22 protein-coding genes and 1 pseudogene are annotated in these 24322 nt (G+C 68.8%); 13 read left to right on the top strand and 10 right to left on the bottom strand.

Going from position 1 to position 24322, the window contains the following annotated elements:
* Positions 1-30 precede the first annotated feature (30 nt).
* Both HNR09_RS11935 and HNR09_RS11940 read right to left on the bottom strand, forming a co-directional pair.
* Positions 31-702 carry an Rv3235 family protein gene (locus HNR09_RS11935; RefSeq protein WP_179542247.1) on the bottom strand — a complete coding sequence of 224 codons (672 nt, stop codon included), beginning with the start codon at positions 700-702 and terminating at the stop codon, positions 31-33.
* Positions 703-777: 75 nt separating this feature from the next.
* Positions 778-1851 (bottom strand): LysM peptidoglycan-binding domain-containing protein, encoded by a 1074-nt coding sequence (locus HNR09_RS11940; RefSeq protein ID WP_179542248.1) that lies wholly within the window; start codon positions 1849-1851, stop codon positions 778-780.
* A 244-nt stretch (positions 1852-2095) separates the two neighbouring features.
* On the opposite strand from HNR09_RS11940, the gene HNR09_RS11945 reads away from it, so the two are divergent.
* Complete coding sequence (locus HNR09_RS11945) at positions 2096-2632, top strand: hypothetical protein (RefSeq protein WP_179542249.1); 537 nt, start codon at positions 2096-2098, stop codon at positions 2630-2632.
* A gap of 46 nt (positions 2633-2678) precedes the next feature.
* On the opposite strand, the gene HNR09_RS11950 is transcribed toward HNR09_RS11945, so the two are convergent.
* Positions 2679-2915 (bottom strand): helix-turn-helix domain-containing protein, encoded by a 237-nt coding sequence (locus HNR09_RS11950; protein ID WP_179542250.1) that lies wholly within the window; start codon positions 2913-2915, stop codon positions 2679-2681.
* Positions 2916-3212: 297 nt separating this feature from the next.
* Between HNR09_RS11950 and HNR09_RS11955 the strand changes: the two genes are divergently transcribed.
* The 4 genes from HNR09_RS11955 (at position 3213) to HNR09_RS11970 (ending at position 11944) form a co-directional block, all read left to right on the top strand.
* Positions 3213-3956 (top strand): CpaB family protein, encoded by a 744-nt coding sequence (locus HNR09_RS11955; protein WP_179542251.1) that lies wholly within the window; start codon positions 3213-3215, stop codon positions 3954-3956.
* A complete protein-coding gene (locus HNR09_RS11960; RefSeq protein WP_179542252.1) occupies positions 3953-5518 on the top strand; it encodes a CpaE/TadZ family protein in 1566 nt (521 codons plus the stop codon). The genes HNR09_RS11955 and HNR09_RS11960 overlap by 4 nt, the downstream gene beginning before the upstream one ends.
* Positions 5519-5593: 75 nt before the next feature.
* Positions 5594-10411: an NAD-glutamate dehydrogenase gene (locus HNR09_RS11965; protein ID WP_179542253.1), complete on the top strand. Its 4818-nt coding sequence runs from the start codon at positions 5594-5596 to the stop codon at positions 10409-10411.
* A gap of 3 nt (positions 10412-10414) precedes the next feature.
* On the top strand, positions 10415-11944 hold the full coding sequence (locus HNR09_RS11970) for a histidine kinase N-terminal domain-containing protein (RefSeq protein WP_179542254.1): 1530 nt from the start codon (positions 10415-10417) through the stop codon (positions 11942-11944).
* Between the two features lie 147 nt (positions 11945-12091).
* On the opposite strand, the gene HNR09_RS11975 is transcribed toward HNR09_RS11970, so the two are convergent.
* Complete coding sequence (locus HNR09_RS11975; protein ID WP_179542255.1) at positions 12092-12340, bottom strand: WhiB family transcriptional regulator; 249 nt, start codon at positions 12338-12340, stop codon at positions 12092-12094.
* Between the two features lie 449 nt (positions 12341-12789).
* Between HNR09_RS11975 and HNR09_RS11980 the strand changes: the two genes are divergently transcribed.
* The gene (locus tag HNR09_RS11980) at positions 12790-13245 is read left to right on the top strand and encodes a hypothetical protein (RefSeq protein WP_179542256.1); all 456 of its coding nucleotides are present in this window, start codon (positions 12790-12792) and stop codon (positions 13243-13245) included.
* 21 nt (positions 13246-13266) lie between these two features.
* Here HNR09_RS11980 and HNR09_RS11985 read toward each other — a convergent pair whose 3' ends face one another.
* A complete protein-coding gene (locus HNR09_RS11985) occupies positions 13267-13674 on the bottom strand; it encodes a DUF1844 domain-containing protein (protein ID WP_179542257.1) in 408 nt (135 codons plus the stop codon).
* A gap of 27 nt (positions 13675-13701) precedes the next feature.
* On the opposite strand from HNR09_RS11985, the gene infC reads away from it, so the two are divergent.
* From infC to HNR09_RS12010, 5 genes are all read left to right on the top strand, one after another.
* A complete protein-coding gene (infC, locus tag HNR09_RS11990; RefSeq protein WP_378937178.1) occupies positions 13702-14508 on the top strand; it encodes a translation initiation factor IF-3 in 807 nt (268 codons plus the stop codon).
* 439 nt (positions 14509-14947) lie between these two features.
* On the top strand, positions 14948-15142 hold the full coding sequence (rpmI, locus tag HNR09_RS11995; RefSeq protein WP_070159257.1) for a 50S ribosomal protein L35: 195 nt from the start codon (positions 14948-14950) through the stop codon (positions 15140-15142).
* A gap of 110 nt (positions 15143-15252) precedes the next feature.
* Positions 15253-15636 (top strand): 50S ribosomal protein L20, encoded by a 384-nt coding sequence (gene rplT / locus HNR09_RS12000; protein WP_179542258.1) that lies wholly within the window; start codon positions 15253-15255, stop codon positions 15634-15636.
* Between the two features lie 128 nt (positions 15637-15764).
* Positions 15765-16760, top strand: coding sequence for a TrmH family RNA methyltransferase (locus tag HNR09_RS12005; protein ID WP_179542259.1), 996 nt, complete (start codon positions 15765-15767; stop codon positions 16758-16760).
* Positions 16757-17062, top strand: coding sequence for an RNHCP domain-containing protein (locus tag HNR09_RS12010; RefSeq protein ID WP_179542260.1), 306 nt, complete (start codon positions 16757-16759; stop codon positions 17060-17062). The genes HNR09_RS12005 and HNR09_RS12010 overlap by 4 nt, the downstream gene beginning before the upstream one ends.
* A gap of 31 nt (positions 17063-17093) precedes the next feature.
* On the opposite strand, the gene thpD is transcribed toward HNR09_RS12010, so the two are convergent.
* Complete coding sequence (thpD, locus tag HNR09_RS12015; protein ID WP_179542261.1) at positions 17094-17996, bottom strand: ectoine hydroxylase; 903 nt, start codon at positions 17994-17996, stop codon at positions 17094-17096.
* Positions 17997-18155: 159 nt separating this feature from the next.
* Here thpD and HNR09_RS12020 point away from each other — a divergent pair, with 159 nt between their 5' ends.
* Positions 18156-19343 carry an amidohydrolase gene (locus HNR09_RS12020; RefSeq protein WP_179542262.1) on the top strand — a complete coding sequence of 396 codons (1188 nt, stop codon included), beginning with the start codon at positions 18156-18158 and terminating at the stop codon, positions 19341-19343.
* A 9-nt stretch (positions 19344-19352) separates the two neighbouring features.
* Here HNR09_RS12020 and ulaA read toward each other — a convergent pair whose 3' ends face one another.
* The 3 genes and pseudogenes from ulaA to HNR09_RS16515 all read right to left on the bottom strand — a co-directional run.
* On the bottom strand, positions 19353-20897 hold the full coding sequence (gene ulaA, locus HNR09_RS12025) for a PTS ascorbate transporter subunit IIC (protein ID WP_179542263.1): 1545 nt from the start codon (positions 20895-20897) through the stop codon (positions 19353-19355).
* Positions 20898-20952: 55 nt separating this feature from the next.
* Positions 20953-21270 (bottom strand): PTS sugar transporter subunit IIB, encoded by a 318-nt coding sequence (locus tag HNR09_RS16510; protein ID WP_343047536.1) that lies wholly within the window; start codon positions 21268-21270, stop codon positions 20953-20955.
* A 100-nt stretch (positions 21271-21370) separates the two neighbouring features.
* Positions 21371-21748, bottom strand: a pseudogene (locus HNR09_RS16515) (PTS sugar transporter subunit IIA); the annotation flags it as partial.
* Positions 21749-21804: 56 nt separating this feature from the next.
* On the opposite strand from HNR09_RS16515, the gene HNR09_RS12035 reads away from it, so the two are divergent.
* The gene (locus tag HNR09_RS12035; protein ID WP_179542264.1) at positions 21805-22134 is read left to right on the top strand and encodes an acylphosphatase; all 330 of its coding nucleotides are present in this window, start codon (positions 21805-21807) and stop codon (positions 22132-22134) included.
* Between the two features lie 55 nt (positions 22135-22189).
* Here HNR09_RS12035 and HNR09_RS12040 read toward each other — a convergent pair whose 3' ends face one another.
* The gene (locus HNR09_RS12040) at positions 22190-24265 is read right to left on the bottom strand and encodes a S9 family peptidase (RefSeq protein ID WP_179542265.1); all 2076 of its coding nucleotides are present in this window, start codon (positions 24263-24265) and stop codon (positions 22190-22192) included.
* Between the last annotated feature and the right edge of the window lie 57 nt (positions 24266-24322).

Consider the following 24322-nt stretch of genomic DNA (forward strand, 5'->3'; position numbering starts at 1 on the left):
TCGTCGCCTCACTGGCAGCTCGGGGCGGTGTCAGCCCAGCTCGAGGGCGACGGCCCGCCACCTGCCTCGGTGCGCCTCCACTCGCATCGCGCAGGCCCGGGTGCGCGTCTCCTCGCTGAAGATCACCGAGACCTCCCATACCCCTGCCTCGACGGAGTGGGTCCGGATGCGACGCAGGCTGAGGCGTGGGGGCGTCGTCGTCTCTCGAGAGGGGTTCTCGTGGCCTCGAGTCAGGCGCCGTGTGTGCTCGAGCAGCACGCTGCGTTCCTGCACCTTGGCGTAGACGAGGGGATCGAGCCAGCGGCGCAGCTGCTGGACCGGTCGTACCCCGGCCAGCGTCTCCATCGTGGCCTGACAGATGAGCCGGGACACTGCGATGACCTGTCTTCGTTCCTCGCGCAGTGAGGCCAGTTCTGTGGGCCGTCGGCGATCCCCTCCAGCCGTGGCGTTCACCGAGACGCCGTCGGAGCCCGCGCGGTTCATCAGTCGCTGCACCTCGTCCTCCCGCTGCAGGCGGAAGGTGTTCGGACGTCGCATCGGAGGTCCCGTCCAGCTGGCCTCAGGATCTCGGCGCACCCTGGCGTCCAGCCTGATCAGCGGTTCCAGACAGTCGAGCCGGGTGGTGGTCTGTGCGTCGGTCTGTCCTCGGCTCGTCGACTGCGCGGCGGCCTCCAGATGCTGCTCTGGGATGGGGGCTGTCATGCTCAGGTCCTCTCTTCGCTGCGGTGCAGCGGGGTGGGGTGGTGCGGGCCTGTCGGTGGAGCCCGCCGGCGGACGTCACGCGGACTGATCGTGCTCCGGAGGAGTCAGCACCGTGCCGGGCAGCAGACGCCCGGGGTCACCGCCGATGGCCTCTCGATTCGCCTCGTACCACTGGGGCCAGAGCTCGGCGATCTCCCAGTCCGTGGCCTGAGGGCCCAGCTTCTCGGCAGCGATGTCCCACAGGCTGTCCCCAGCGCGGACGGTCACCTCCGCGTCGGACCGCTCACGGGTCTCTGCGCCCTGATGGCGGTCCGCCTCGGGTGCGGGCGGGTCCGGGGTGAACAGCGGGCTCATCGGGTCCTCCTCGGCGGCAGGCGGGTGCTCCTCGACTGGTCCGGGCCCAGGCGCTGCGCTCTGGGCGGTCTCGTCCGGGGGATCCTCGGCGGCGGAGAGGGGCAGCAGCAGGTCCGTCGGGCCCGAGGCTGCAGATCGTGTCTCCTCCATGGCTCGGTCGTCTGTGCTGATCGAGCTGATCGAGCTGGATCCCCCAGTGCCGCTCGGAGTGGAGTGGTGGTGGAGCGTCGTCACCGCACCCGCGCCGGTCACCGCCAGCTGCGCGGTCAGGGTGAGCACCACTGTGCGCCTCATGAACCCCGGGGACAGGCGTTCCAAGATGTTCCGCGCCGGGCCGGCATCGAGCCGTCCGAGACGCGCCAGAATTACGAGCATCGTCGACGCGACGGCACCGAGAAGCGCGGCCGCACTCAGCAGAAGGCCCAGGCCGGCGGCACCGAGGCCGACGACGTGTTCGGCGTCGCGCAGCCCGGAGTCGAGCCGGGGGAGGTGCTCCTGCACCACTGATGGTGCCGCTGGGGAGAGCAGGGAACCGACGGGCACGTCCAGGATGGCGGCACCGCAGATGAGCAGCACCGGCCCGACGGCGATGCTCAGCAGGGACAGCACTGCGTCCTGCCGCTGATCGGTCGGCTGCGGCACGTCGAGGCCGGGGTCTCGGCTGATGGTGCGCGATCGGGCGGTCCGGGGTGAGACCGCGGAGCTCCGCGTCGGCTGTCGCCGGGTCGCCCGGTCTGTGGGATTCCCCCTTCCACGCCGTCGATCCCGTCGCCGTTCCGGTGTGGTCGTGCTCATGGCCCCTCCTGATGTCTGCTCGACGACGCCCCTGAGTTCGGGGTCTCGTGGGCTGCGGCGTGCGCCGCAAGATGTGTGCGTGAAGCTGTTCACCATGTGATGATGCGATTTGATGTGATTTGCTGGTATTGGATGCTACACGGATGAGTGGTGATTGGGTAGTGTGTTGCCGCGGCGGCTGGCAGGATGTCGAGGATCAGAGGCGAGAGGGGTCGGGGTGCGGTGGGAGGCATTGTTCGCGGACATGGAGGCTCGGTGGGATGCCGAGGCTTCGGCTGAGCTCGAGCGGGACATCGCGGAGGCCACCCGCTTCGAGCAGGCGGCGGTGGGCCTGGTGGACCGGCTGCGTGCGCAGATCGGGGCGATGGTGACCGTGGCCCTTCCGGGGGAGCGCCTTGTGGAGATGCGCCTGGACGCCGTGGGGGAGGACTGGATCGCCGGCAGCGAGGGGCATCAGGGCATCGTCGTGCCGCTGCAGGCCGTGCAGTCGGTGGAGGGGCTGCCGCGGCGCGCGGCTCATGAGCACAGTCGTGTACGCCGGCGGATGGGGCTCTCTATGGTCCTGAGGGGAATGGCGCGGGACCGTGCCGTCGTCGAGATCCGTGGCGCCGAGGGCGGGGTCCTCGTCCACGGGCTGCTGGTGAACGTGGGGCGCGACCACTGCGAGGTCGCCCGAACCATCGCCGGAGAGGTCCCGCGCCTGCGTCGTGCTCAGGGCGTGCGCACGGTGCCGTTCGCCGCGATGACGGAGATCAGGGCCGAAGCGCATCCGCCCAGCTGATCAGCGGAGGCAGCGTCCGGGTCGGCGGCGTGTGCTGGGGTGTGCTTCAGGATGAGGGCTGGGATGACGAGTGGGCGGTGCGTCCACGCTCGCGGCGCGCCTGGCGCTGGACTTCGTACTGACGTTCGATGTACTCGTCCAACTTCGCCTCCTCGATCCGCCACTGTCCGCGGCCGCCCACCTGGATGGCCTCGAGGTCGCCGCTGCGCACCAGGCTGCGTGCCTGGTCCATCGAGATGTTCAGCACTTCGGCGACGTCGGGCAGCGTGAGGAAGCGCCGCATCGATTCCCTCCGGTCGGTCTGGTCGGTCTGCTCGACCTGCTGGATGCCACGAGCACGTGATCGGGGCCGAGGTCCAGGCACGTCATAGGGTTTAGTGCATTGCAGTCCCAATAGGGCCGATTCTCTCACAGCGGAGACGATTCGGAGCTGTTTGTCCACAGCTGGTGGCATTGTCCACAGGTTGCGTCAAGCAACGACGCAGGCCTGGCCTGTCGGTTACTCTGATGCGGTGTCGGGGTGGTCCTGAGGGGGACACCACGGGCATATCACACACGGAACGGACATCGAGGGGCATGCATGACGGCTGAGACGCACGACGCAGCGACGGCGGCACGCGCCACTGAGGACACTGCCGAGCGGCTGCGGCGACCGAGTTGGAAGGACCTCCGCCTCATCGTCGGGGTGCTGATCGTGGTCGCCTCGGTGGCCGGAGTCGTGGCCCTGGTCGCCGCGCAAGACCGCACAGTCCCCGTCTATGCGGCCGATCGCACCCTGGCCGTGGGGGAGCCCGTCGACATCGCGAACCTGCGTGTGGTGGACGTGCGGCTCGACGAGGTCGCCGAGCTCTACCTCAGCGCCGAGCGCGAACCCCGGTCGGACCTGCAGTTCATCACGGTCGTGGACGAGGGGGAGCTGGTCCCGCTGCGGGCAGTGGACACCACGGATCCGCTGGGTCGCCAGGCCGTCACCCTGGAGGTCGACGAGGCGCTGGCCCGGGCGGTGGAGCCCGGCCGCACCGTGGATCTCTGGGCGGCCTTCGGCGGGACGGTCGGCGCGGACGCCGAGACTCCGGTGGAACAGATCGTGGAGACCGCCGAGGTCTCCGCGGTCACCGAGTCCACCTCCACCTTCGGAGCCCAGTCCGCGGTGACGGTGGAGCTGCTGGTCGATCCGGAGGACCTGCCCAGCGTCTTGGCCGCGCGCAGCTCCGCCGCGACCCTGTCGCTGGTGCCCGCCGGTGCGGAGGCCCCCCGCGACGCCGAGGAGAGTTCCGACGAGGACACCGACGGCGACCTCGAGCGCGACGGGGAGGGCTCGTGAGACGCTGCTCGGTCATCACAGCTGGTCATCTCCATCACGACCATATCGCTGCGGTGGAGCGGATCCATGGACCGGTCACGATCGACCGCCGCTGTGCTGACCTTGCTGAGCTCATGGCGGCGGCACGTGCGGGCTGGGCAGACGCCGCGCTGATCATCGGGCAGACGGATACGCTCACCGGTTCGCTGCTCACCGAGCTCACCGAGCCCGGGATCGTCGTCGTCGTGGTCTCCGACGTCGCCGTGGAGCGCACGCGCCTGAGGAATCTGGGCGCGGTGGCACTTCCCGACGACGTCGACGTCGAAGTCCTGGTCGATGCCCTCCGTGGGCGCCCAGTGCCCGATGAGCCGACGGTGGGGTCAGTACCCGAGGTGGCATCTGGGGACTGCGCCGGGGTCCTGCCGGCAGCCGATCCCCAGGCTGCCTCCGACTCCGATGCTGGTTCACCGGCCGGAGGTGCCGATCCGCTGGACGAAGAACTGGCCGACCTGCTTCGATCGACCGGGCAGCAGGAGTCTCCGGACCTTTCGGACGTTCCTGACCGGGACTCTGACCGGGACTCTGACCAGGACACTGACGGGGACTCTGACCAGGACACTGACCGGGACTTTGACCAAGACACTGACCGGGACTCTGACCAGGATGCTGACGGGGGCGCAGAGGTCGAATCCGACGACTCGTCGGTGAGCCGTGCCGACATTCGCCCGACCGTACCGGGGGAGACCAGGATCGCCGGGATCACCACCGTGTGGGGTGCTCCCGGCAGCCCAGGCCGCACCACACTGGCGGTGAACCTCGCCGCCGAGCTGGCGCTCACCGGAGCGCACGTGCTGCTCATCGATGCCGACACGGTGGCCTCCTCCGTGGCCGCGCATCTGGGACTGCTGGAGGAATCCGCCGGTCTGGCGCAGGCCTGTCGGCAGGCCGACCTGGGTCGACTGGACTCTGCGCGTCTGCGCCGGGCGGCCACGGTGGTGGACATCAGCGGCAGCCGTCTGCATCTGCTCACCGGGCTCCCGCGAGCCGACCGCTGGCCCGAGCTGCGCGAAGGGGCCCTGCGCCAGGTGCTGCAGCTCGCTGACAGGGACTTCGACCATGTGATCGTCGATGTGGCAGCACCCACCGAGCAGGACGAGGAGCTGACGTTCGACACCCGTGCCCCGCAGCGGAACGCCGCCACCGTCGTCGCAGTGGAGGAGGCGCACACGCTGCTGGCCGTCGGAGCACCGGATCCCGTCTCCTTCCCCCGGCTGATCAAGGGGCTGGACGATCTGCGGCTCAACGTGCCCCAGGCGCCCCGGCCTCTGGTGCTGATCAACCAGACCCGGCGCGAGGCAGTGGGGCGAGCCCCAGAGGACCAGCTCCGTGAGGCCTGGACGCGATTCGGCTCCGAGGAGCCGCTGGAGATCTTCCTGCCCTGGGACCGTGCGGCCTGCGACGATGCCCTGCTCACCGGCCGTGTGCTCGCTGAGTCGGCGCCCCAGTCGGACCTGCGACGCGCTGTGGCGGAACTCGCCGGGGCTGATCTGCCGACGCGTCGTCGGAGGCGTCTGAGACGATAGGCTGGCACAGCAAGGCCGGACACCGTGGTCCGGCCCATGGATGGGGCATCGAAGACCCAGAAAGAGTGAGTGCACATGGCCGGTGAGAAGTCCCTCTGGACCCGTGATGACGCTGATCTCAAGAACCTGGAGAGTGCGTATTACGCGCATATCGCTCCAGAGGATCTGTGGTCCGTCAGCTCGGAGCATCAGCGAGAGCGGGTGACCCGCCACTTGGAGGTCGCCCGGCGTCGTACGGACTCCTCGCCCCAGGCCGACGTCGTCACCGTCGCGGGGCGCAGCATCGCCCTGGTCGTGACTGATGACATGCCTCATCTCGTCGACTCCGTCACCGCGGAGATCTCTCGCCAGGGCCACGCCATGTCTCTGGTGGTCCATCCGATCTTCCTGGTCAGCCGGAGCCTGGAGAGCCGTGAGGTGCTCGGCGTGCGCTCCGTCCCCGCACCTCAGCGAGGGCTGTCCTCCGGAGACACCCAGACCCTGCCGGACCTCTCCGTGCTGGCTGACCCCGATCAGCACACTGACGTCGAGTCCTGGATCGCCGTGGAGCTGGACCGAGTGCTGCCTGCCGAGCGGGCGGAGTCCCTCGTCAAGGGCCTCTACAGCGTGGTCGACGACGTCAAGGTCAGCCACCGGGACCAGAACCGCATGATCGGCAAGGCCCGTGGCGCCGCCGGACTGCTGCGCGAGGCCGAAGGGCTCCATGAGTCCCAGGAGTCTGCTGACCTGCTCGACTGGATGGCCGACGGCAACTTCCTGTTCCTGGGCTACCGCGAATACGAGCTGGACGAGCACACCGACGGCTCGGTGCACCTGGAGCCGGTGATCGAGACGGGACTGGGCATCCTCACGCACAAGCGCGGGAAGGGCACTCTGCACCGCACCACCGAGCTCTCCGAGGCGGGTCGGGCTCGGGCCCGAGAGCGACGTGCGCTCGTGATCACGAAGGCCAACTCCCGCTCCACGGTGCGGCGCCGCACCTACATGGACTACGTCGCGGTGAAGACCTTCGGTCCCGACGGGACCGTGCGCGGCGAGCGTCGCTTCGTCGGCCTGTTCAGCCAGCGGGCCTACACCCAATCCATCCAGAACATCCCGCTGTTGCGCTCGCGGGCGCGTCAGCTGCTCGACCGGTCGGGCTTCAGCCCGAACTCGCACTCGGGGTCGGACCTGATGCAGATCCTCGAGACCTATCCGCGCAACGAGCTGCTGCAGATGGACATCGAGGAGATCGAGGAGACGGCCTGGCAGATCCTGCAGCTGCAGGAGCGCCGTCGGGTGAAGCTGTTCCTGCGCGAGGATCACTACGGGCGGTTCATGACCGCCCTGCTCTTCCTGCCCAGGGACCGCTACAACACCGCGGTGCGTCAGCGCGTGGAGCAGGAGCTGCTGCGCCATATCGATGCCGAGTCCATCGACTTCACGGTGTGGCTCACCGAGTCGGTGCTGGCCCGGGTCTTCTTCCGGCTGCGCCTGGGGGAGGACGCCGCGGAGCTGCAGGTGGGGGTTGACGAGCTGGAGCGGCGTCTGGCCGGGGCTGTGCGGTCCTGGTCGGAGGGGATCTCCCAGGAGGCCGCTGAGCGGTATTCCGGCAGACGGGCCGAGGACGTGGCCCGCCGCTGGGGCGAGGCGTTCCCGGAGGACTACCGGGTGCTCTACGAAGTCTCCGACGCGCTGGCCGACATCACGCAGTTCGAGACCCTGGAGCGCCATCCGCAGGACGGACCGCGCATGCAGTTCTACCCGCCGCGCGGCGATGATCCCGCGCATATGCGGCTGAAGCTCTACCTCACCGAGCCCAAGACGCTGACCGACACCCTGCCGACCGTCGATGACTTCGGCCTCTCGATCCTGGACGAGCGTTCGTACACGCTCACCTGTGAAGACGGCACGAACTTCTACCTCTATGATCTTGGTCTGTGCTACCCGACCGGCGTCGATCCGCACACCACGATCGACCTGCTCAAGGAGGCCTACAGCCACGTGCTGGTGGGCACCGCCGAGTCGGACATCTTCTCCCGACTGGTGCTGCGCCTGGGGTTGTCCATCCGCAAGGTCACCGTGCTGCGGGCGTATGCGAAGTACATGCGCCAGCTGGGGTCCTCCCATTCCTACGCGTTCCTGGCCGAGGCGCTGCTGCAGAACCCCGAGGTGTCGGTGGCGCTGGTGGCCTACTTCGAGGCGCGGTTCGACCCCCACCTGGAGGGCGACCGGCACGAGCTGATGGCCGAGACCCGGCAGCGGGTGGTCCAGACCCTCGAGACCGTGCGCACCCTGGACGCCGATCGTGTGCTCTCCACCCTGCTGAACCTGATCGACTCCACACAGCGCACCAACGCCTACCAGGGGCGGAACTGGCTGTCGATGAAGCTCACCCCCGGCAGCATCGACTCGGCACCGCAGCCGCGTCCCGCCCATGAGATCTGGGTGTACTCTCCCGAGGTCGAAGGTGTGCACCTGCGTTTCGACAAGGTCGCCCGCGGCGGGCTGCGCTGGTCCGACCGTCAGGAGGACTTCCGCACCGAGGTCCTTGGCCTGGTGAAGGCACAGATGGTGAAGAACGCGGTCATCGTCCCCTCCGGAGCGAAGGGCGGCTTCTACGCGAAGCAGCTCCCGGATCCGGCCGAGGACCGCGGCGTCTGGTTCGAAGCCGGCCGGGAGGCCTACAAGGTCTTCATCCGTGCGCTGCTGGACATCACGGACAACCAGGTGGAGCGGGACGGGCGGATGCAGATCGTCCCGCCCGAGGACGTGGTCCGCCACGACGGCGACGACGCGTACCTGGTGGTCGCGGCCGACAAGGGCACCGCCACCTTCTCCGACACCGCGAACGAGGTCTCTGCGGAGTATGGGCACTGGCTGGGGGACGCCTTCGCCTCCGGCGGATCGGTGGGCTATGACCACAAGGCCATGGGTATCACCGCACGCGGCGCCTGGGAGTCGGTCAAGACGCATTTCTCCGAGCTGGGTCACGACACGCAGACCGAGGACTTCACCGTCGTCGGCATCGGTGACATGTCCGGCGACGTCTTCGGCAACGGGATGCTGCTCTCCGAGCACATCCGGCTGGTCGCCGCGTTCAACCACCTGCACATCTTCATCGATCCCGACCCGGACTCCGCCGCCTCCTTCCAGGAGCGGAGTCGGCTCTTCGCCGCCGGGCGCTCCGGCTGGGACGCCTATGACCAGGAGCTGGTCTCCGACGGCGGCGGGGTGTTCTCCCGGACCGCGAAGACCATCACCATCACCGAGCCGATGCGACGCCGCTTCGACCTTCCTGCCGAGGTCGAGGTCATGACCCCGCCGGAGCTCCTCAACGCGCTGCTGAAGGCACCGGTGGATCTCCTCTACAACGGGGGCATCGGCACCTACGTCAAGGCCTCGCAGGAGACCCACGATGAGGTCGGGGACCGGGCCAACAACGGCATCCGCGTTGATGGTCGGGAGCTGCGTGTGCGTGTCGTCGGTGAGGGCGGCAACCTGGGGCTCACCCAGGCCGGCCGTGTCGAGGCCGCCCAGGGGGGTGTCCGGCTCAACACTGATGCGATCGACAACTCTGCCGGCGTCGACTGCTCCGACCACGAGGTCAACATCAAGATCCTGGTGGACCAGCTGATCTCCTCGGGGCACCTGCAGTCGGAGGAGCGCACCGAGCTGCTGCGCGAGATGACCGACGACGTCTCCGAGCTGGTGCTGAAGACCAACCGGGACCAGAACATCCTGCTGATGACGGACCGCCACCGGATGGGGGACTGGTCTCCCAGCTTCCAGCGGCTCATGGGCTGGCTCGAAGACTCCGCAGGACTGGACCGCGAGCTGGAGGTGCTGCCCACCGACCTGCAGCTGGAGGAGCGCCGTGACGCGGCCAAGCCGCTGACCTCTCCGGAGCTGGCGGTGCTCGTGGCGTACGCGAAGATCCAGCTCAAGGGCGCCCTGGTCGCCTCAGAGCTGCCTGATGATGACTGGTTCTCCTCTCTGCTGGAGGACTACTTCCCCCAGCAGATCACCTCGCGCTTCGCCTCGGAGCTGCCGCGGCACCCGCTTCATCGAGAGATCATCGCCAACGTGCTGGCCAACGATGTGATCAACATGGGCGGAGCCACGTTCGTCTTCCGCGCGATGGAGGAGACCTTCGCCTCGGAGGCGCAGGTGGTGCGTGCCTTCGCCACGGTGCGGGAGCTCTTCCGTCTCGACGAGTTCGACGCCGCGATGCGGAGCCTGCCGGTGAGCTTCCCTCGGGAAGAGTGGGCCCTGACCTACCTGGACATGCGCCGGCTCCTGGACCGGGCGGTGCGCTGGTGCGTGAACCATGCTCCGCGCGGAACCTCCGTGCAGGAGGACGTGGAGCTCCTCGCCGAGCACATCCGCCCGCTCTACGGCCACCTCTCCGAGCACCTGCGCGGCGAGGACCACCTTCGGGTGGTGGAGAAGAAGGCCGAGGTGGTCTCCGCCGGAATGCCGGAGGACCTGGCCGGATGGGTCGCCGAGCTCTTCGAGACGTTCTCGCTGCTCGACGTCGCGGACCTCGCTCGGGAGCACGGGGTCGACTCCACCGAGGTCGCCGGGATCTACTACAAGGTCTACGAGGAGTTCAGTGCGGACTCGCTGCTGGAACGCATCACCGGGCTGCCGCGGAAGGACAAGTGGCAGGCCCTGGCGCGCGGAGCCCAGCGCGACGAGCTGTATCACGCGATCCGGGACGTGACCTCTTCAGTGTTGGAGCGGACCGAGCCGGGATCTGCGGACGAGCGCATGGCTGCCTGGCGGCGGGAGAACGAGACGAAGATCAGTCGGGCGGAGCGGCTGGTGGCGGAGGTCGATCAGCTCAAGACCGACAACATCGCATCGCTGACGGTGCTGCTGCGGCATCTCCGCGGTCTCATCGGAGGCTGAGCTGTGGCCGTCTTCGAGGATCCGCTGATCCGTCACCCGCATCTTCATCCGGGTGACGCCGACTGGCTGCACGCGCTGGTGGCCGACTGGCAGATGCTCTCGGACCTGGCCTTCTCGGATCTGGTGCTGTGGTTCCCCCACACCGCAGAGGGTTTCGTCACGGCGGAGGGTCGTTCCTACATCGCACTGGCCCAGGCGCGGCCCTCCACCACTCAGACGGTGGTGCATCGCGACGTCGTCGGGGACAGGATCCGTGCGGACCTCAAACCCATGGTGGAGCGGGCCTGGCGCTACCAGGTGGAGACGAACTCCTCGGACGAGGGGCGTCCTGCGCCCGCGCGGATGCGTGTGACCGCGATTCCGCTGATCCGCGGAGGCAGGACTCTGGCGGTGATGACCCTGCACTTCTCGGTCACCACACTGCGGACCCCGTCCCGGCTTGAGCTGACCTACCGGCGCTGTGCCTCGGACCTCCTGGTCATGGTCCGTGAGGGTCGCTGGCCGGAGACCCATGTGGAGTTCAGCGCCTACGGCGGCGCCCCGCGCGTGGGGGACGGGCTGCTGCGCCTGGACGTGGAGGGCAAGATCACCTTCGCCAGCCCGAACGCCGTCTCCGCGCTGTCCCGGCTGGGGGTGGCCGACTCGTTGGAGGGGCGTTCTCTGGCGGGGATCGGCGCTGAGCTGGAGCGCGCGGCCGGTGGTGTGGTCGATGAGACTCGTCCGCTGCTGCTCACCGGCAGGCGGGCAATGCGCGCGGAGCTCGAGGCTCACGGCGCAGCGGTGACGCTACGCTCCATCCCCCTGTACAAGGAGGGCGAGCGGTTCGCGGCGCTGGTGCTGTGCCGCGACGTGACGGAGCTGCGTCGTCGTGACCGGCAGCTGATGAGCAAGGACGCGACGATCAAGGAGATCCACCACCGGGTGAAGAACAACCTCCAGACCGTCTCGGCCCTGCTGCGCATGCAGTCGCGCAGGATGGACTCGCAGGAGGGACGTGAAGGGCTGCGCCGGGCGATGCGCCGGGTGGAGACCATCGCTATGGTCCATGATTCGCTCTCCAAAGGGTTGGAGGAGAGCGTCGACGTCGACGAGCTCATGCGTCGGCAGCTCCGCCTGGCCGCGGAGATGGCACAGTCGGAGCGTCGAGTGGAGACACGCCTGACGGGCAGCTTCGGTCAGCTCTCACCGGACATGGTCACCCCGTTGGCACTGGTGATCACCGAGGTCGTGGCCAACGCGGTGGAGCATGGTTTCGGACCAGATCCGGCCGGTCGGAAGCTCGTGGTGCAGATGTCGGTGAGGCGTTCCGCGGATGCGGCCGGACGGGAACGGCTGGAGCTCGAGATCGTCGATGACGGAGTCGGCCTGCCCGCAGAGGGTTGGGAACCGGGCCTCGGACTGCAGATCGTCAAGACCCTGGTACGGGGTGAGCTCTCCGGGGTGATCGAATGGAGCCCGGGCCAGGGACCCGACGGCGAGCCGTCTGGCACACAGGTCATGCTCCGGGCTCCCATTCTGGGGCCCCAGCACTGACGTCACCCAGGCAGCCTGACACGACGATGGCTGGCCCGCGCCGTGCGGCGTGGACCAGCCATCGTGAAGTCAGTGGGGCGGTGGGGCGAGGCGGTGCCGTGACGCGAGGTCAGGACCGGTCAGACCCCCCGGAACCGGCTCAGTCGCCTATGATGCGCGGCGTGCGCGGGCTGCACGACGTTTGAGAGCCCGCCGCTCGTCTTCGCTCATGCCACCCCAGACACCGGCGTCCTGACCGGTCTCCAGAGCCCACTGGAGGCAGGTGTCCATCACAGGGCACCGGCGGCAGACGCTCTTGGCCTCCTCGATCTGCAACAGGGCTGGGCCGGTGTTGCCGACGGGGAAGAAGAGCTCGGGGTCCTTGTCCAGGCAGGTGGCTCGACTGCGCCAATCCATGGGGATCACTACTCCTTGCGACCGCTGCGGGCCGCTGTTGCTCGGGTGGGTGCTGCGGCATTTCCTCGACCCGAGGCAGGGGAGCCTCCGGGGAGTCGGTGCCGCCTCCGGGAGGCAGAAGTTCAGTTGTCGGTGCGGGACGATGACCGCGACGGCGCATCTGCGCCGCCAGGGTCACAGGACTGCCAGACCCGAATAAGTACGTGCTCAAGGCTGACACGTTAACGGGATGCAAACAAGACTTCGCAGGGCGGAAATGCGCCGGAAACCCTGTGGGATTGATCACAGCAGAAAGGTGGATCTGAGCGGATTCGGAGGTGTTGGTCCTCGCATCGACGTCCCGGGGTGGGGTGCCTCGCGCCGCGGTGAAGTCCCAGAGGGCTGAGCGGCGCGGCGGTAGGCACGAGGCGTCGAGGCCGGCGCTGAGTGAAGGGTGGTTCAATGGGGGCATGCCCGAGAAGGACTCGCCCCGTGACTCGCCCCAGCCGGACTTCAACGCCCCGCAGGGGCCGCGCCGGTTCACGCAGGCTCGCTCGCGCCCCTGGCCGGTATGGGTGATTTTCCTGATCCTGTTGATGCAGGGGCTGGCCCTGGGCATCAACACCGTCGCCTCATTCGTCGTCTCGGAGTCCGCAGTGCTCGACACGGTGGGGATGATCGCCATGCTGGTGCTCTACCTGCTCTTCGGCGCCATCCTGATCCTGTTGGGCTTCCGCATCTTCATGGGCGCGGCCGGAGCGCGCACGCCGGCGATGGTCCTCCAGCTGCTGATCGTGGTGCTCTCGTTCAGCTTCTTCGCCGGGGGTCTGTGGCAGGTGGGACTGCTCTTCGTCGTCCCTGCGGCGCTGGCGATGCTGCTGGCCTTCGTCCAGCCGACTCGGGACTGGCTCGACGCCACGTCCTGAGCCGGCCGGCGGGCCGAGTGGTCAGTTGACCGGGCCGGTCCACTTCTCGCCCGGGCCTTTGCCTGGGGCGTCTGGTACCAGGGACTCCTCCCGGAACGCGAGCTGCAGGGAGCGCAGCCCGTCGCGCAGGGGAGCGGCGTGGGTGGACCCCACCTCGGGAGCCGCGGCGGTGATCAGGCCGGCCAGTGCGGTGATCAGCTTCCGCGCCTCGTCGAGGTCCTTCAGGGCCTCTGCCTCCGGGTCGTCGGCCAGGCCGGTCTTCACGGCGGCCGCACTCATCAGGTGCACCGCCACGGTGTTGATCAGCTCCACGGCCGGGACCTCGGCGATGTCCCGGGCCTGCTGGTCCACGGCCTGTTTCACGTCCTCGGCCTCCGGCGCCTCGATGGGGGAGCCGGCGTCGGGGTGGTTCTTCTGCTCACTCTGCATGCTGGTAAGCTTGTCATATGTCTCGGTGTGCGCGCGACGCGTGCACTGAGCGCCGAAGCGGGCGTCATCTCGCACTCCGCATGCGGGGCTCAATGCCGACGACGCCCACTCGCCATCGTCATCACAACAGGAGCTAGACAGATCAGCGAACCACGTATCAATGAACGGATCCGAGTTCCGGAAGTCCGCCTCGTCGGCCCGCAGGGGGAGCAGGTCGGCATCGTCAGGATCGAGGACGCCCAGAGGCTGGCCTCCGAGGCGGGTCTGGACCTGGTCGAGGTCGCGCCCAGCGCGAAGCCTCCCGTCTGCAAGCTGATGGACTTCGGCAAGTGGAAGTACGAGGCTGCCGTCAAGGCTCGTGAGTCTCGGAAGAACCAGACCACCACCATTCTCAAAGAGGTGCGTTTCCGCCTCAAGATCGATGATCACGACTATGAGACCAAGGTCGGCCGTGCCCGTCGGTTCCTCGCCGCCGGTGACAAGGTCAAGGCCATGATCCAGTTCCGTGGTCGTGAGCAGCAGCGCCCTGAGATGGGCGTGCGGCTCCTTCAGCGCTTCTCCGAGGACGTGGAGGATCTGGGTTCGGTCGAGTCCTCCCCGCGCCAGGACGGCCGTCACATGGTGATGGTCATCGGCCCGTTGAAGACCAAGGCCGAGGTGAAGAAGCAGGAGGCCGCTGAGGCCGCTGTGGAGGCCGCGGAGGCGGAGCCGAAGGGCACCCCGACCCGCCGCGCCCGGAAGAACCAGGAGCGTGTCTCCACGGAGAAGCAGGACGCCCAGCCGCTGTCCAACTCCATGGCGGACTACCTGCCGGACGAGCTCAAGAACCTCTGAACATCCTGACCTGTCCTGAGGCGGCCACGTCACGCGTGCCGTGCCGAGGGCAGGCTCTGTCGGCGTCCTCGTCCTGCTGAGGACCGGTGACGCCGTCGACAGATCTGCCGGAGCAGCCCTCCATCCCGCTGACGTGGGACGGAGGGCTGTCCCATGCCCGACATGCCGTGGGGCGCCACATGGCGTAGAATGGATCTTCGGGTTCACGGCAGGATGCCGCCCGCGCACTGCGCACCGCATCCGGTCGTTCCTATGACAAGGGGGCCGAGGCCCATGGAGTCCTCGTCCACGGCGAATTCAGTCGGGGCTCGGAGACCATGATGCCGATCGGCCCCACCTCTGCGCCGCCGTACGGCGGAGTCTCTCGGAGCTGATCCGTGGGATCCGTGCCGTGCACTGAAGGCGTTGTAGGTCCGCACGAACTAAGGAGAACGGCACCATGCCGAAGATGAAGACCCACTCCGGGGCCAAGAAGCGGTTCAAGCTGACCGGCTCCGGCAAGATCAAGCGCCAGCAGGCGAACCGTCGCCACTACCTGGAGCACAAGTCTTCCCGCCTGACGCGCCGTCTGGCCGGTGACCGCATCGTCACCAAGGCCGACGAGAAGCGCATCAAGCGGATGCTGGGCATCTGAGCGTCCTGCTCTCAGGACCTCGACGCCGATGATCGAGCGCCCGGACCGGCGAACTCTGCACGGCACCGGCGCATGAACACCAGAAGACTTACTGCACAAGGAGATTTCACGTGGCACGAGTGAAGAGGGCGGTCAACGCCCACAAGAAGCGCCGCAAGGTCCTCGAGCGGGCCTCCGGCTACCGCGGTCAGCGCTCCCGCCTCTACCGCAAGGCCAAAGAGCAGCTGCTGCACAGCTACACCTACAACTACCAGCACCGCAAGAAGCGCAAGGGCGACTTCCGTCGCCTGTGGATCCAGCGCATCAACGCCGCATCCCGCGCACACGGTCTGACCTACAACCGCTTCATCCAGGGCCTGAAGGCCGCTGAGGTGGAGGTCGACCGCCGCATGCTGGCAGAGCTGGCCGTCTCTGACGCCAAGGCCTTCGAGGTCCTGGTCGACGTCGCGCGCAAGGCCCTGCCGCAGGACGTCAATGCCAAGAAGGCCGCCTGAGCCTGATCGGCAGACACCGATTCACGACGGCGCCCGTCCCTGGACCCCAGGGACGGGCGCCGTCGTCGTGCGGGCCGCCGACCGCCGTCGGCCCGTGAACACAGACCCAGTGAGGAAGAATGGCAGCCATGACTGATCCCGAGGTGCTGAGCAACCCCCGGGCGGACCGGGTCAAGAAGGTCGCAGCCCTGGCCACCCGCGCCGGTCGACGCCGGCAGCGGCTCTTCCTCGCTGAAGGGCCCCAGCCGGTGCGCGAGGCCCTGGACCTGTGGCTGCGCCACTGGGAGCAGGGGGCCGGCCCGGAGAGCACGGCTGTCGGCCTGCCGACGCTGGACGCTCTGTACTTCGACGCCGAGGCGCTGGCCTCCCACCCGGACGTGCAGGCACTGCTGGACCAGGCCCGCGGAGAGCTGTATGACCCGCAGTCCACCCTGCCTCGGGAGGCCCGCTTCTTCCTGCGTGAGGCCACCGCAGAGGTGCTCGCCGCCATGGGAGACACGGAGACCTCCCAGGGAGTGCTCGCCGTGTGCCGGATCCCGGAGACACGCGGCGGCGAGGGCGCAGGCGACCCTGTGGACGCCCTGCTCGGCACAACAGATGCGGCAGGGACGGGTCCCCAGCCTGCCGGGCTCGTCGCCGGCCTGCTGAGTCTGCAGGACCCCGGCAACGTGGGCACCATCATCCGGACGGCGGACGCCGCCGGGGCTGCCGCCGTCGTCCTCACCCCGGGCAGTGCGGACCCCTGGGCGCCCAAAGTGGTGCGCTCGGCCGCCGGATCGCACTTTCACCTGCCGCTGGTCGCCGGGGTGGACCCGCAGCGGCTGGTCGACGCCGCCCGCGCGGCGGGACTGCAGGTCCTCGCGGCTGACGGCGGGGGAGAGGCCAGTCTGCCAGACCTCGAGAATCCGGCAGCCCCGACCCTGTGGCTGCTCGGAAACGAGGCCCACGGTCTCTCCGCCGAGCATCAGGCGCTGGCAGACGTCCGAGTCTCCATACCGCTCTACGGGCAGGCTGAGTCGCTCAACGTCGCCACGGCGGCGACGGTGTGCCTCTATGCCTCCGCCATGGCACGTCATGACCGAGCGTCGGGATCCACTCCGGGGTCCGTCCCGACCGGCCGATGAGTCGCGCCGCGGAGAACACCGGATTCATCTGCGGCCACTGCGGCCGTCAGGTCAGCCCGCAGTCCGGGGGCAGCTACCGCAACCACTGTCCGTTCTGCCTGCATTCACGGCATGTGGACCTCACGCCCGGGGACCGGGGCGCCGACTGCGGTGCCGTGATGGCGCCGATCGGGGTCGACCACTCGGGAAAGAAGGGCTTCATCCTGATCCATCGCTGCTCCGCCTGCGGCAGCGTCGACCGCAACCGGCTGGCCCCGGATGACGACATGGACGCCGTCATCGCCCTCCAGCGTCCTCGGTGACTCCTGCGGCTGGAGCTCAGTTCGAGGCGTGTCAGCCGCCGACCGGGGTGAAGTCTCGGCTGCCGAGGAACGCGGGACGCGGCGCCGGTGCCGCGAACGGCTCCACCGGGGTGTTCTCCACCGAGTTGTAGACGATGAACACGTTGGACCGGGAGTAGGGCGTCACATTGCCGTTCGAGGCGTGCATGCAGTTCGAGTCGAACATGATCGCGCCTCCCGCGGGCCCTTCGAGGACATCGATGCCGAAGCGGTCGGCGAACTCCGTCAGAGTGTCGGGATCGGGCACTCCGGCGCCCTGCATGACGAGGGACTGCTTGAAGTTGTCCTCCGGAGTGCCGCCCGCCGCACTGATGTAGTGCTTGTGGGAGCCGGGCATGATCATCAGCGGCCCGTTGAAGGAGTAGTTGTCGGTCAGCGAGATCGAGATGCTCACCGCCCGCGGGGCGGGCATCCCGTCCTCAGCGTGCCAGGTCTCGAAGTCCGAGTGCCACGTGAAGTCCTTGCCCACGAAGCCGGGCTTGTAGTTGATCCGGCTCTGGTGGATGTAGACCTCGGACCCGAGGATCTGACGGGCCCGCTCCACCACGCGCGGGTCTTCGGCGATCCTCCGGAACACCTCATTGGAGCGGTGGATGTCGAAGATCGATCTGACCTCCTGGGACTTCGCCTCGACGACGGTCCGCTCATCGGCCTTCACCGTGGGGTCGTGCGCCATTCGGTGGAGCTCCTCGCGGAAGAGCCGCAGCTCCTCGTCGCTGATCAGCTTCTCGATGGTCAGATAGCCCCGCTCATCGAATCCACGCAGTGTCTCGGCGTCCAGGGGGCCCTGCTCGGCGGTGCCCTGCACCACCGGATCCTGGCGCGGGATCACCCGGGGTGCCTCATCCTGGCGGGTGGGGTACTGGTCCGTCACGTCGGGGACGGTGGTCGTCATGTGAAGACCTCCTTCATCGGGGGACGTTCCGTGCACGCCGCGCCCCGGCATGAGGTGCGGCAGGCGCGGCGCCGGCCGGTGTGGAGGCTCCGACGCCGCCACTTCGGACCCTAGCAGCTCAGTTGAGGACTGCAACCGCAGATGCGCTAGGGTTCCCTTATGGTTGCACAAAGAAACTATGTCATCACGGGTGCGCACATCGTGCCCGTCACCGGGGAGCCCTTCGACGGGGCCCTGGTGGTCACCGAGGGGAAGATCGCCGCCCTGGGATCGGACGTCGAGGCACCGGAGGGGCATGAGTCCATCGAGGCCGCGGGCCGCTGGGTGCTGCCGGGCCTCGTGGACGCCCATGTCCATCTCGGCATCCACGAAGAGGGGGAGGGCTGGGCCGGCGCCGACGTCAACGAGACCACCGACCCGGTCACCGCCGCCGCCCGTGCGGTGGACGCCATCAACCCGACAGAGGTCGGGTTCGACGACGCTCTGGCGGGCGGGATCACCAGCGTCAACGTCAACCCGGGCTCCGCCAACCCCATCGGCGGGTTGGCCGTGGCGATCAAGACCCATGGTCGGATCGTCGACGAGATGGTGCTGCGCTCGCCCTCCGGGCTGAAGGCGGCGTTGGGTGAGAATCCGAAGCGGGTCCACGGAGAGCAGAAGAAGACGCCGAACACCCGTCTCGGTGTCGCGCTCACCATGCGCAAGGCCTTCGCGGAGGCGCGTGGCTGGGCGGAGAAGCCGGTGGAGGACCGCCCGGTGGACCTGGTCTCTGAGGCGTTGGTGCAGGTGCTGGACCGAGAGATCCCGTGGCGGCAGCACTGTCACCGCGCTGACGACATCGCCACTGCGATCAGGCTGGCCGACGAGTTCGGCTACGAGCTGGTCCTCGACCACGGCACGGAGTCCCACAAGCTGGCCGATGTCATCGCCGAGCGGGGCATTCCGGTGCTCTACGGGCCGCTGATCGTCTCACGGAGCAAGGTGGAGGTGCGCCACCGCGCCCCGGCCGCGCCGGGGATCCTCGCCGCTGCCGGGGTGAAGGTCTCCCTCATCACCGACCACCCGGTGGTGCCGATCGACTTCCTCATGCACCAGGCGGCCCTGGCCGTCCGCGAGGGGATGGAGCCGTCGGAGGCGCTGAGGGCCGTCACCATCAACCCCGCTCAGGTGCTGGGCGTGGCTGAGCGGGTCGGGTCCCTGGAGGTCGGCAAGGACGCCGATCTCGTGCTGTGGTCAGGCGATCCGCTGGACACTCGGAACCGGGTGCTGCGCACCTGGATCGACGGTCTCGAGGTCTACGCCTACGACCAGGAGACCCGCACCGGCTCGGTGCTCGAGCGCTGGTGAGCACCCCGCTCAGGGGCGGGGCGGCGGGGCCGGTGCCCCGCGCGGCGGGCTGATCCTGGGGTGACGGCCGACGGCGTCCGCCGGAGCAGGAGAGTCCGTCTCGATCGCGCCGGCGCGCGCAGGAGCCGGCCGGTGCGGTGAAGGGTCCCAGCCGGCGTCGACGACCTTCTTCTGCACCAGGATGGCGGAGGCGAGCACCAGCAGCCCCAGCGCTCCGACGGCGATCAGCCCGCCCCAGGATCCGATCGAGGCCCCGTAGCCGATCAGGATGCCGAACCAGCCGAAGTCCGTGTCTCCGAAGGTCGTGTTGGCCTCGGCGAGATCGCCGAGGACCAGCAGCAGCCCTGCCGGCAGAAAGGTGATGAGCAGGCCGTTGACGAACCCGCCTGCCACCGCGCCCCGACGTCCCCCGGTGGCGTTGCCGTAGACCCCGGCCGCGCCTCCGGTGAAGAAGTGCGGCACCAGGCCGGGCAGGATGAGGGCGAGCCCCAGAGCGGGGTTCAGCCACAGGGACAGGGCCGCCAGGCCCAGCAGGCCACCGACGAAGCTGGAGATGAAGCCCACCAGCACGGCGTTCTGCGCATAGGGGAAGACGATCGGTGCGTCCAGGGCGGGGATGGCCCCGGGCACCAGTCGGGCGGCGATGCCCTGGAACGCGGGGACGATCTCCCCGAGGATGGTGCGCACGCCGAAGAGGATCACCGCCACGGCGATACCGAACTGCAGGCCCTGGGTGACCGCCTGCATCATGAAGTTGCCCAGGTTCTCTGCGCCGCCGTCGAACGCCTCGTAGGCGGTCTCGCCCTCGCGTGCGACATAGATGGCCGCGATCACCACGTACATCAGCACCATGGACAGTGCGGTGGCGACCATCGAGTCTCGCAGGAAGCGCAGGGACTCCGGCAGCCGGAGCTCCTCGGTGGATCGGCTCCTGCGCCCGCCGACCAGGCGGCCCGCCGCGCCGGCGGCGACGTAGCCTGCCGTGCCGAAGTGCCCGATGGCGATGCTGTCGTCCCCGGTGATGCGCCGGGTCCACGGATGGGCCAGGGCGGGCAGCGACACCATCAGGATGCCCAGCAGGGCGCCGCCGACCAGCACGGTGACGGTACCGGAGTAGCCGGCGGTGGCCAGCACGATGGTCAGCAGGGTGGCCATGAACAGGATGTGATGACCGGTGAGGAACACGTAGCGCAGGGGAGTGAGCCGGGCCAGCACCAGGGAGACGGCGAATCCGAGGATCATCAGCCAGGCCACCTGGGCGCCGTGGAGCTCCTGGGCGATGCCGACGATGGCCTCGTTGGTGGGGATCACGCCATGGGCGCCGGTGGCGCCCTGGATCATCACGCCCAGCGGATCCAGGGAGGCGACGACGAGCGTGGCACCGGCGCCGATGAGCAGGAAGCCCAGCGTGGCCTTCAGCGCCCCGCCGATCACCAGCCCGGCGGATCGCCGCAGGGCGAGGAGCCCGACGGCGGTGATGATGCCGATCAGGAAGGCAGGGACGCTGAGGATCTCGTTGACGAGAAACAGGGCGGCGGCGACGAGCCAGTCCATGGGACGGTCCTTCAGTCAGGGAGCGATCAGGGAGGAGGAGGCGCCGGCGGCGGCCTCAGACGTCGTAGAGGTCGCGCAGGGCGGCGTCGAGTTCGGCGGTGCTGGTGAAGTTCTCCACCACGCGCACCGGGACTCCGACGTCTCCCAGAGTCCGGGCGATCTCCCCGGAGGTCAGGATGGCGACCGACTCGGAGGCACGACCCCGCGCAGAGATCGTGTCGGTGGCCTCGACCGTGAGGAAGGGGGACCAGCCCCACGTGTCGAGGACCTGCTCCAGGGTGTTCTTCAGGAACAGGGAGGTGCCGAGGCCGTTGCCGCAGACGGTGAGGATGAGGTGCCGCCCGGGGGGCTGAGGCTGCTCGGGGCTCTTCATCCGGCGCCGGGGGTGCGGCCTCGGGCGGCGGCTCGGCGCCGAGCAGGCGCATGACCTCCTCCGCGGAGGTCGCCGCGTCCAGCTGCTTCCGGGTGGCGGGGTCGCCCACGGTCCGGGCCAGCTGGGCCATGGCACGGGTATGGGCGGTCGAGTCGACGGCGGCGAGTGCGACCACCAGGGTCACCGGATCGTTGGTCTCGTGGCCGAAGGAGACGGGCGTGGCCAGGCGCAGCCAGGCCAGCCCGGTGCGGGCCACACCCTCACTGGGCCGGGCATGGGCGAAGGCGAACCCCGGGGCCACCACGATGTAGGGGCCCTTCTCCTCCACAGAGGTGATCATGGCCTGGGTGTACTCGTGATCGGCGATGCCCTGGGACTCCAGGAGGGCGCCGGCGGCGCGGAGTGCCTCGCGCCAGTCGGGGACCTCCGCATCCAGGCGGATCCCGGCAGGTGTCAGCAGCTCGGAGAGGGATGACATACGGGGCACAGTATCACCGGGTGGTGGATCCAGGACCCGCCTGGTTCACTGGTGCCATGGCAGATCAGTCCGCAGATCGACCGGCCCCCTCCCGTGGCTGCACCACCGGACGGCTGCTGCGCGTCAGCGGTCGGGTCCAGGGGGTGTTTTTCCGTGCCTCCACGCAGTCCGAGGCCGAAGATCTTAGTCTCACCGGGTGGGTGCGCAACACTGACCAGGGCGACGTCGAAGTGCTCATCGGGGGCCAGGGGCCGGCGGTGGACGCCTTGATCCGCTGGTGCCACCGCGGCCCGGAGAAGGCGCGCGTGGACCATGTGGACGAACGTGGTGCCACCGACGAGGAGCTGGCTTCGCTGCCGGCCTCGGGCTTCGAGATCCGGCGCTGAATCAGGCGTCGGAGGCTGTTGCGTCGTCTCAGTCGTCTCAGTCGTCTCAGTCGTCTCAGTCGCCCTGGGTCGGCGGAGTCAGCCCCAGCTCCGCAGGCAGGTTCCGACTCTCGCCGAGCACGTGCTCCGCCAGGAAGCCGAGGACCACCTCGTACCAGATCTTCGCGTGGCGCGGGGTGAGGATCCAGTGGTTCTCCTGCGGGAAGTACAGGAATCGGTGGACGGTGTTGCCCTCGGCGTCGGCGGGCAGGCCGGACTTCTCCAGCAGTTCGTACCAGAGGCGCAGGCCCTCGCCGATCGGCACCCGGTAGTCCTTGTCCCCGTGGATCACCAGCATCGGGGTGACGATGTCCTCCACGAATCGGTGCGGGGAGTGGTTCTGCTCCATGGCCGCGTCGATCTGCCTGCGCCAGAAGAAGGAGGCGTCCGTGGTGGGCCCGAACTGATCCAGCGCCCACAGCGAGGCATGGGTGACGATCGCGGAGAAGCGGTCGGTGTGACCGGCCACCCAGTTGGCCATATAGCCGCCGAAGGAGCCTCCCATGGCGGCCGTGCGGGTCTGGTCGATGTCCGGCCGAGCTTCGGCGGCATCGGTGATCGCCATCAGGTCCGTGAATGGCGCCTCTCCCCAGCAGTTCCAGCCGCGCTGGATGAACTCCTGGCCGTAGCCGGTGGACAGCGCAGGGTCCGGCAGCAGCACCGCGTACCCCCGTGCCACCATCAGCCACGGGTTCCACCGCCAGGACCACTGGTTCCACGAGCTCAGCGGGCCGCCGTGGATCCACAGCAGCAGCGGGGCCGGGTCCTCTGGGCTCGCGCCCTCGGGAAGCGCCAGCCAGGCGCGCACTCGCACCCCGTCCTCGGCGTGGGTCTCCACCTCGGTCAGCGTACCGGGGAGCTCCGGGCGCCGGACGGGGTTCCTCAGCCGGGTCACCGAGCCTTCGTCCAGCTCGACGCGCACCACCTCGGAGGGGTGGGCGTAGCTGGAGCGCACCCCCAACACGGCGGTGCCGTCCGGGGAGACGACGGCGGCGGAGTAGGTGGCGTCGTCATGGGTGAGCTGGCTGACGGCACCGTCGGTGACATCGACCCGGAACAGCGGCCCCCGGCCGTCGGCATCGGCGACGGCGATGACACCGGATCCGTCGGGCAGCCAGTCGAAGGCGGTGAGCCACAGATCGGCGTCAGCCGTGGGGGAGAGCCCTCCGGTCTCCAGGTCCAGCAGATGCAGTCTCGGCTCGAGGGCCCGGCTCGGGACGGGTCGCCGGGTGACCGTCACCACCGCCCTGCGACCGTCAGGGCTGAAGGGGCCCGGTGCGTGGTCGTGGTCGGGGTCGTCGGCGATCATCCTGCGCTCGCCGGAGACCAGGTCCACCAGGGCGAGCGCGGTGCGCCGGTCGGCATCGGGCTCTGGCACATGCACCGAGATCAGCGCCCGGGTGCCGTCGGGACTGAGCGTGACGTCCCCGCCGAATCGGCTGCCCAGGCCCTCTGTGACGTGGCGCAGCCTGCGGGGGAGCTCATCCTCGGTGCGCGGCAGCGGCTGCTCTGGAGACTCCTGCTCGTCCACCGTGAACAGGGCGGAACGAGCAGGTCCGAGGTCGTGGTCCCAGGAGCGGACGGGATAGGAGTCATGGAGGATCGCGGTGACCGATCCGTCCGTGCGTGCCGCGTGCAGGACGGCGTGCTGACCCTCGTCGGTGGCCCCCGGGAGCAGCGGAGCGGTGACCACGGTGACATCGGCCGATCGTGCGCAGATCACCTGGCTGACGCCGCCGGGTCGACGGTTCACCACAGTGGCCTCGCCGCCCTCTGCGGGGAGGCGCCACAGAGCGGTGTCGTCGGATTCGCCGGTCTCTCCCGGGCGGCACGACGTGAACCAGAGGTCCCCGGAGGCGGAGAAGGTAGCACCGGCCTCTCCCGCGGCGCTCCGGGTCAGCCGGCGGGCGGCGCGCGCACCCGAAGGGTCCACCTCCCAGAGCGCGGTGACGTAGCCGGTGCGCTTCTCGTCGAGCGTGGTCACGGTGGTGACGAGCCGGGAACCGTCGGGACTCATGGTCAGGCCGGCCAGCCGGGGGAAGGCCATGTGGTGGTCGAGGTCGTGGAGGTCTTCTGCTGCGCCGTCGGTCATGGGAACTTTGTATCACCGGAGCAGCCCCTCACTGTTGCATTGCGCAACTGTCCGTGA

The sequence above is a fragment of the Nesterenkonia xinjiangensis genome (genome assembly GCF_013410745.1).
GTDB lineage: Bacteria > Actinomycetota > Actinomycetes > Actinomycetales > Micrococcaceae > Nesterenkonia > Nesterenkonia xinjiangensis.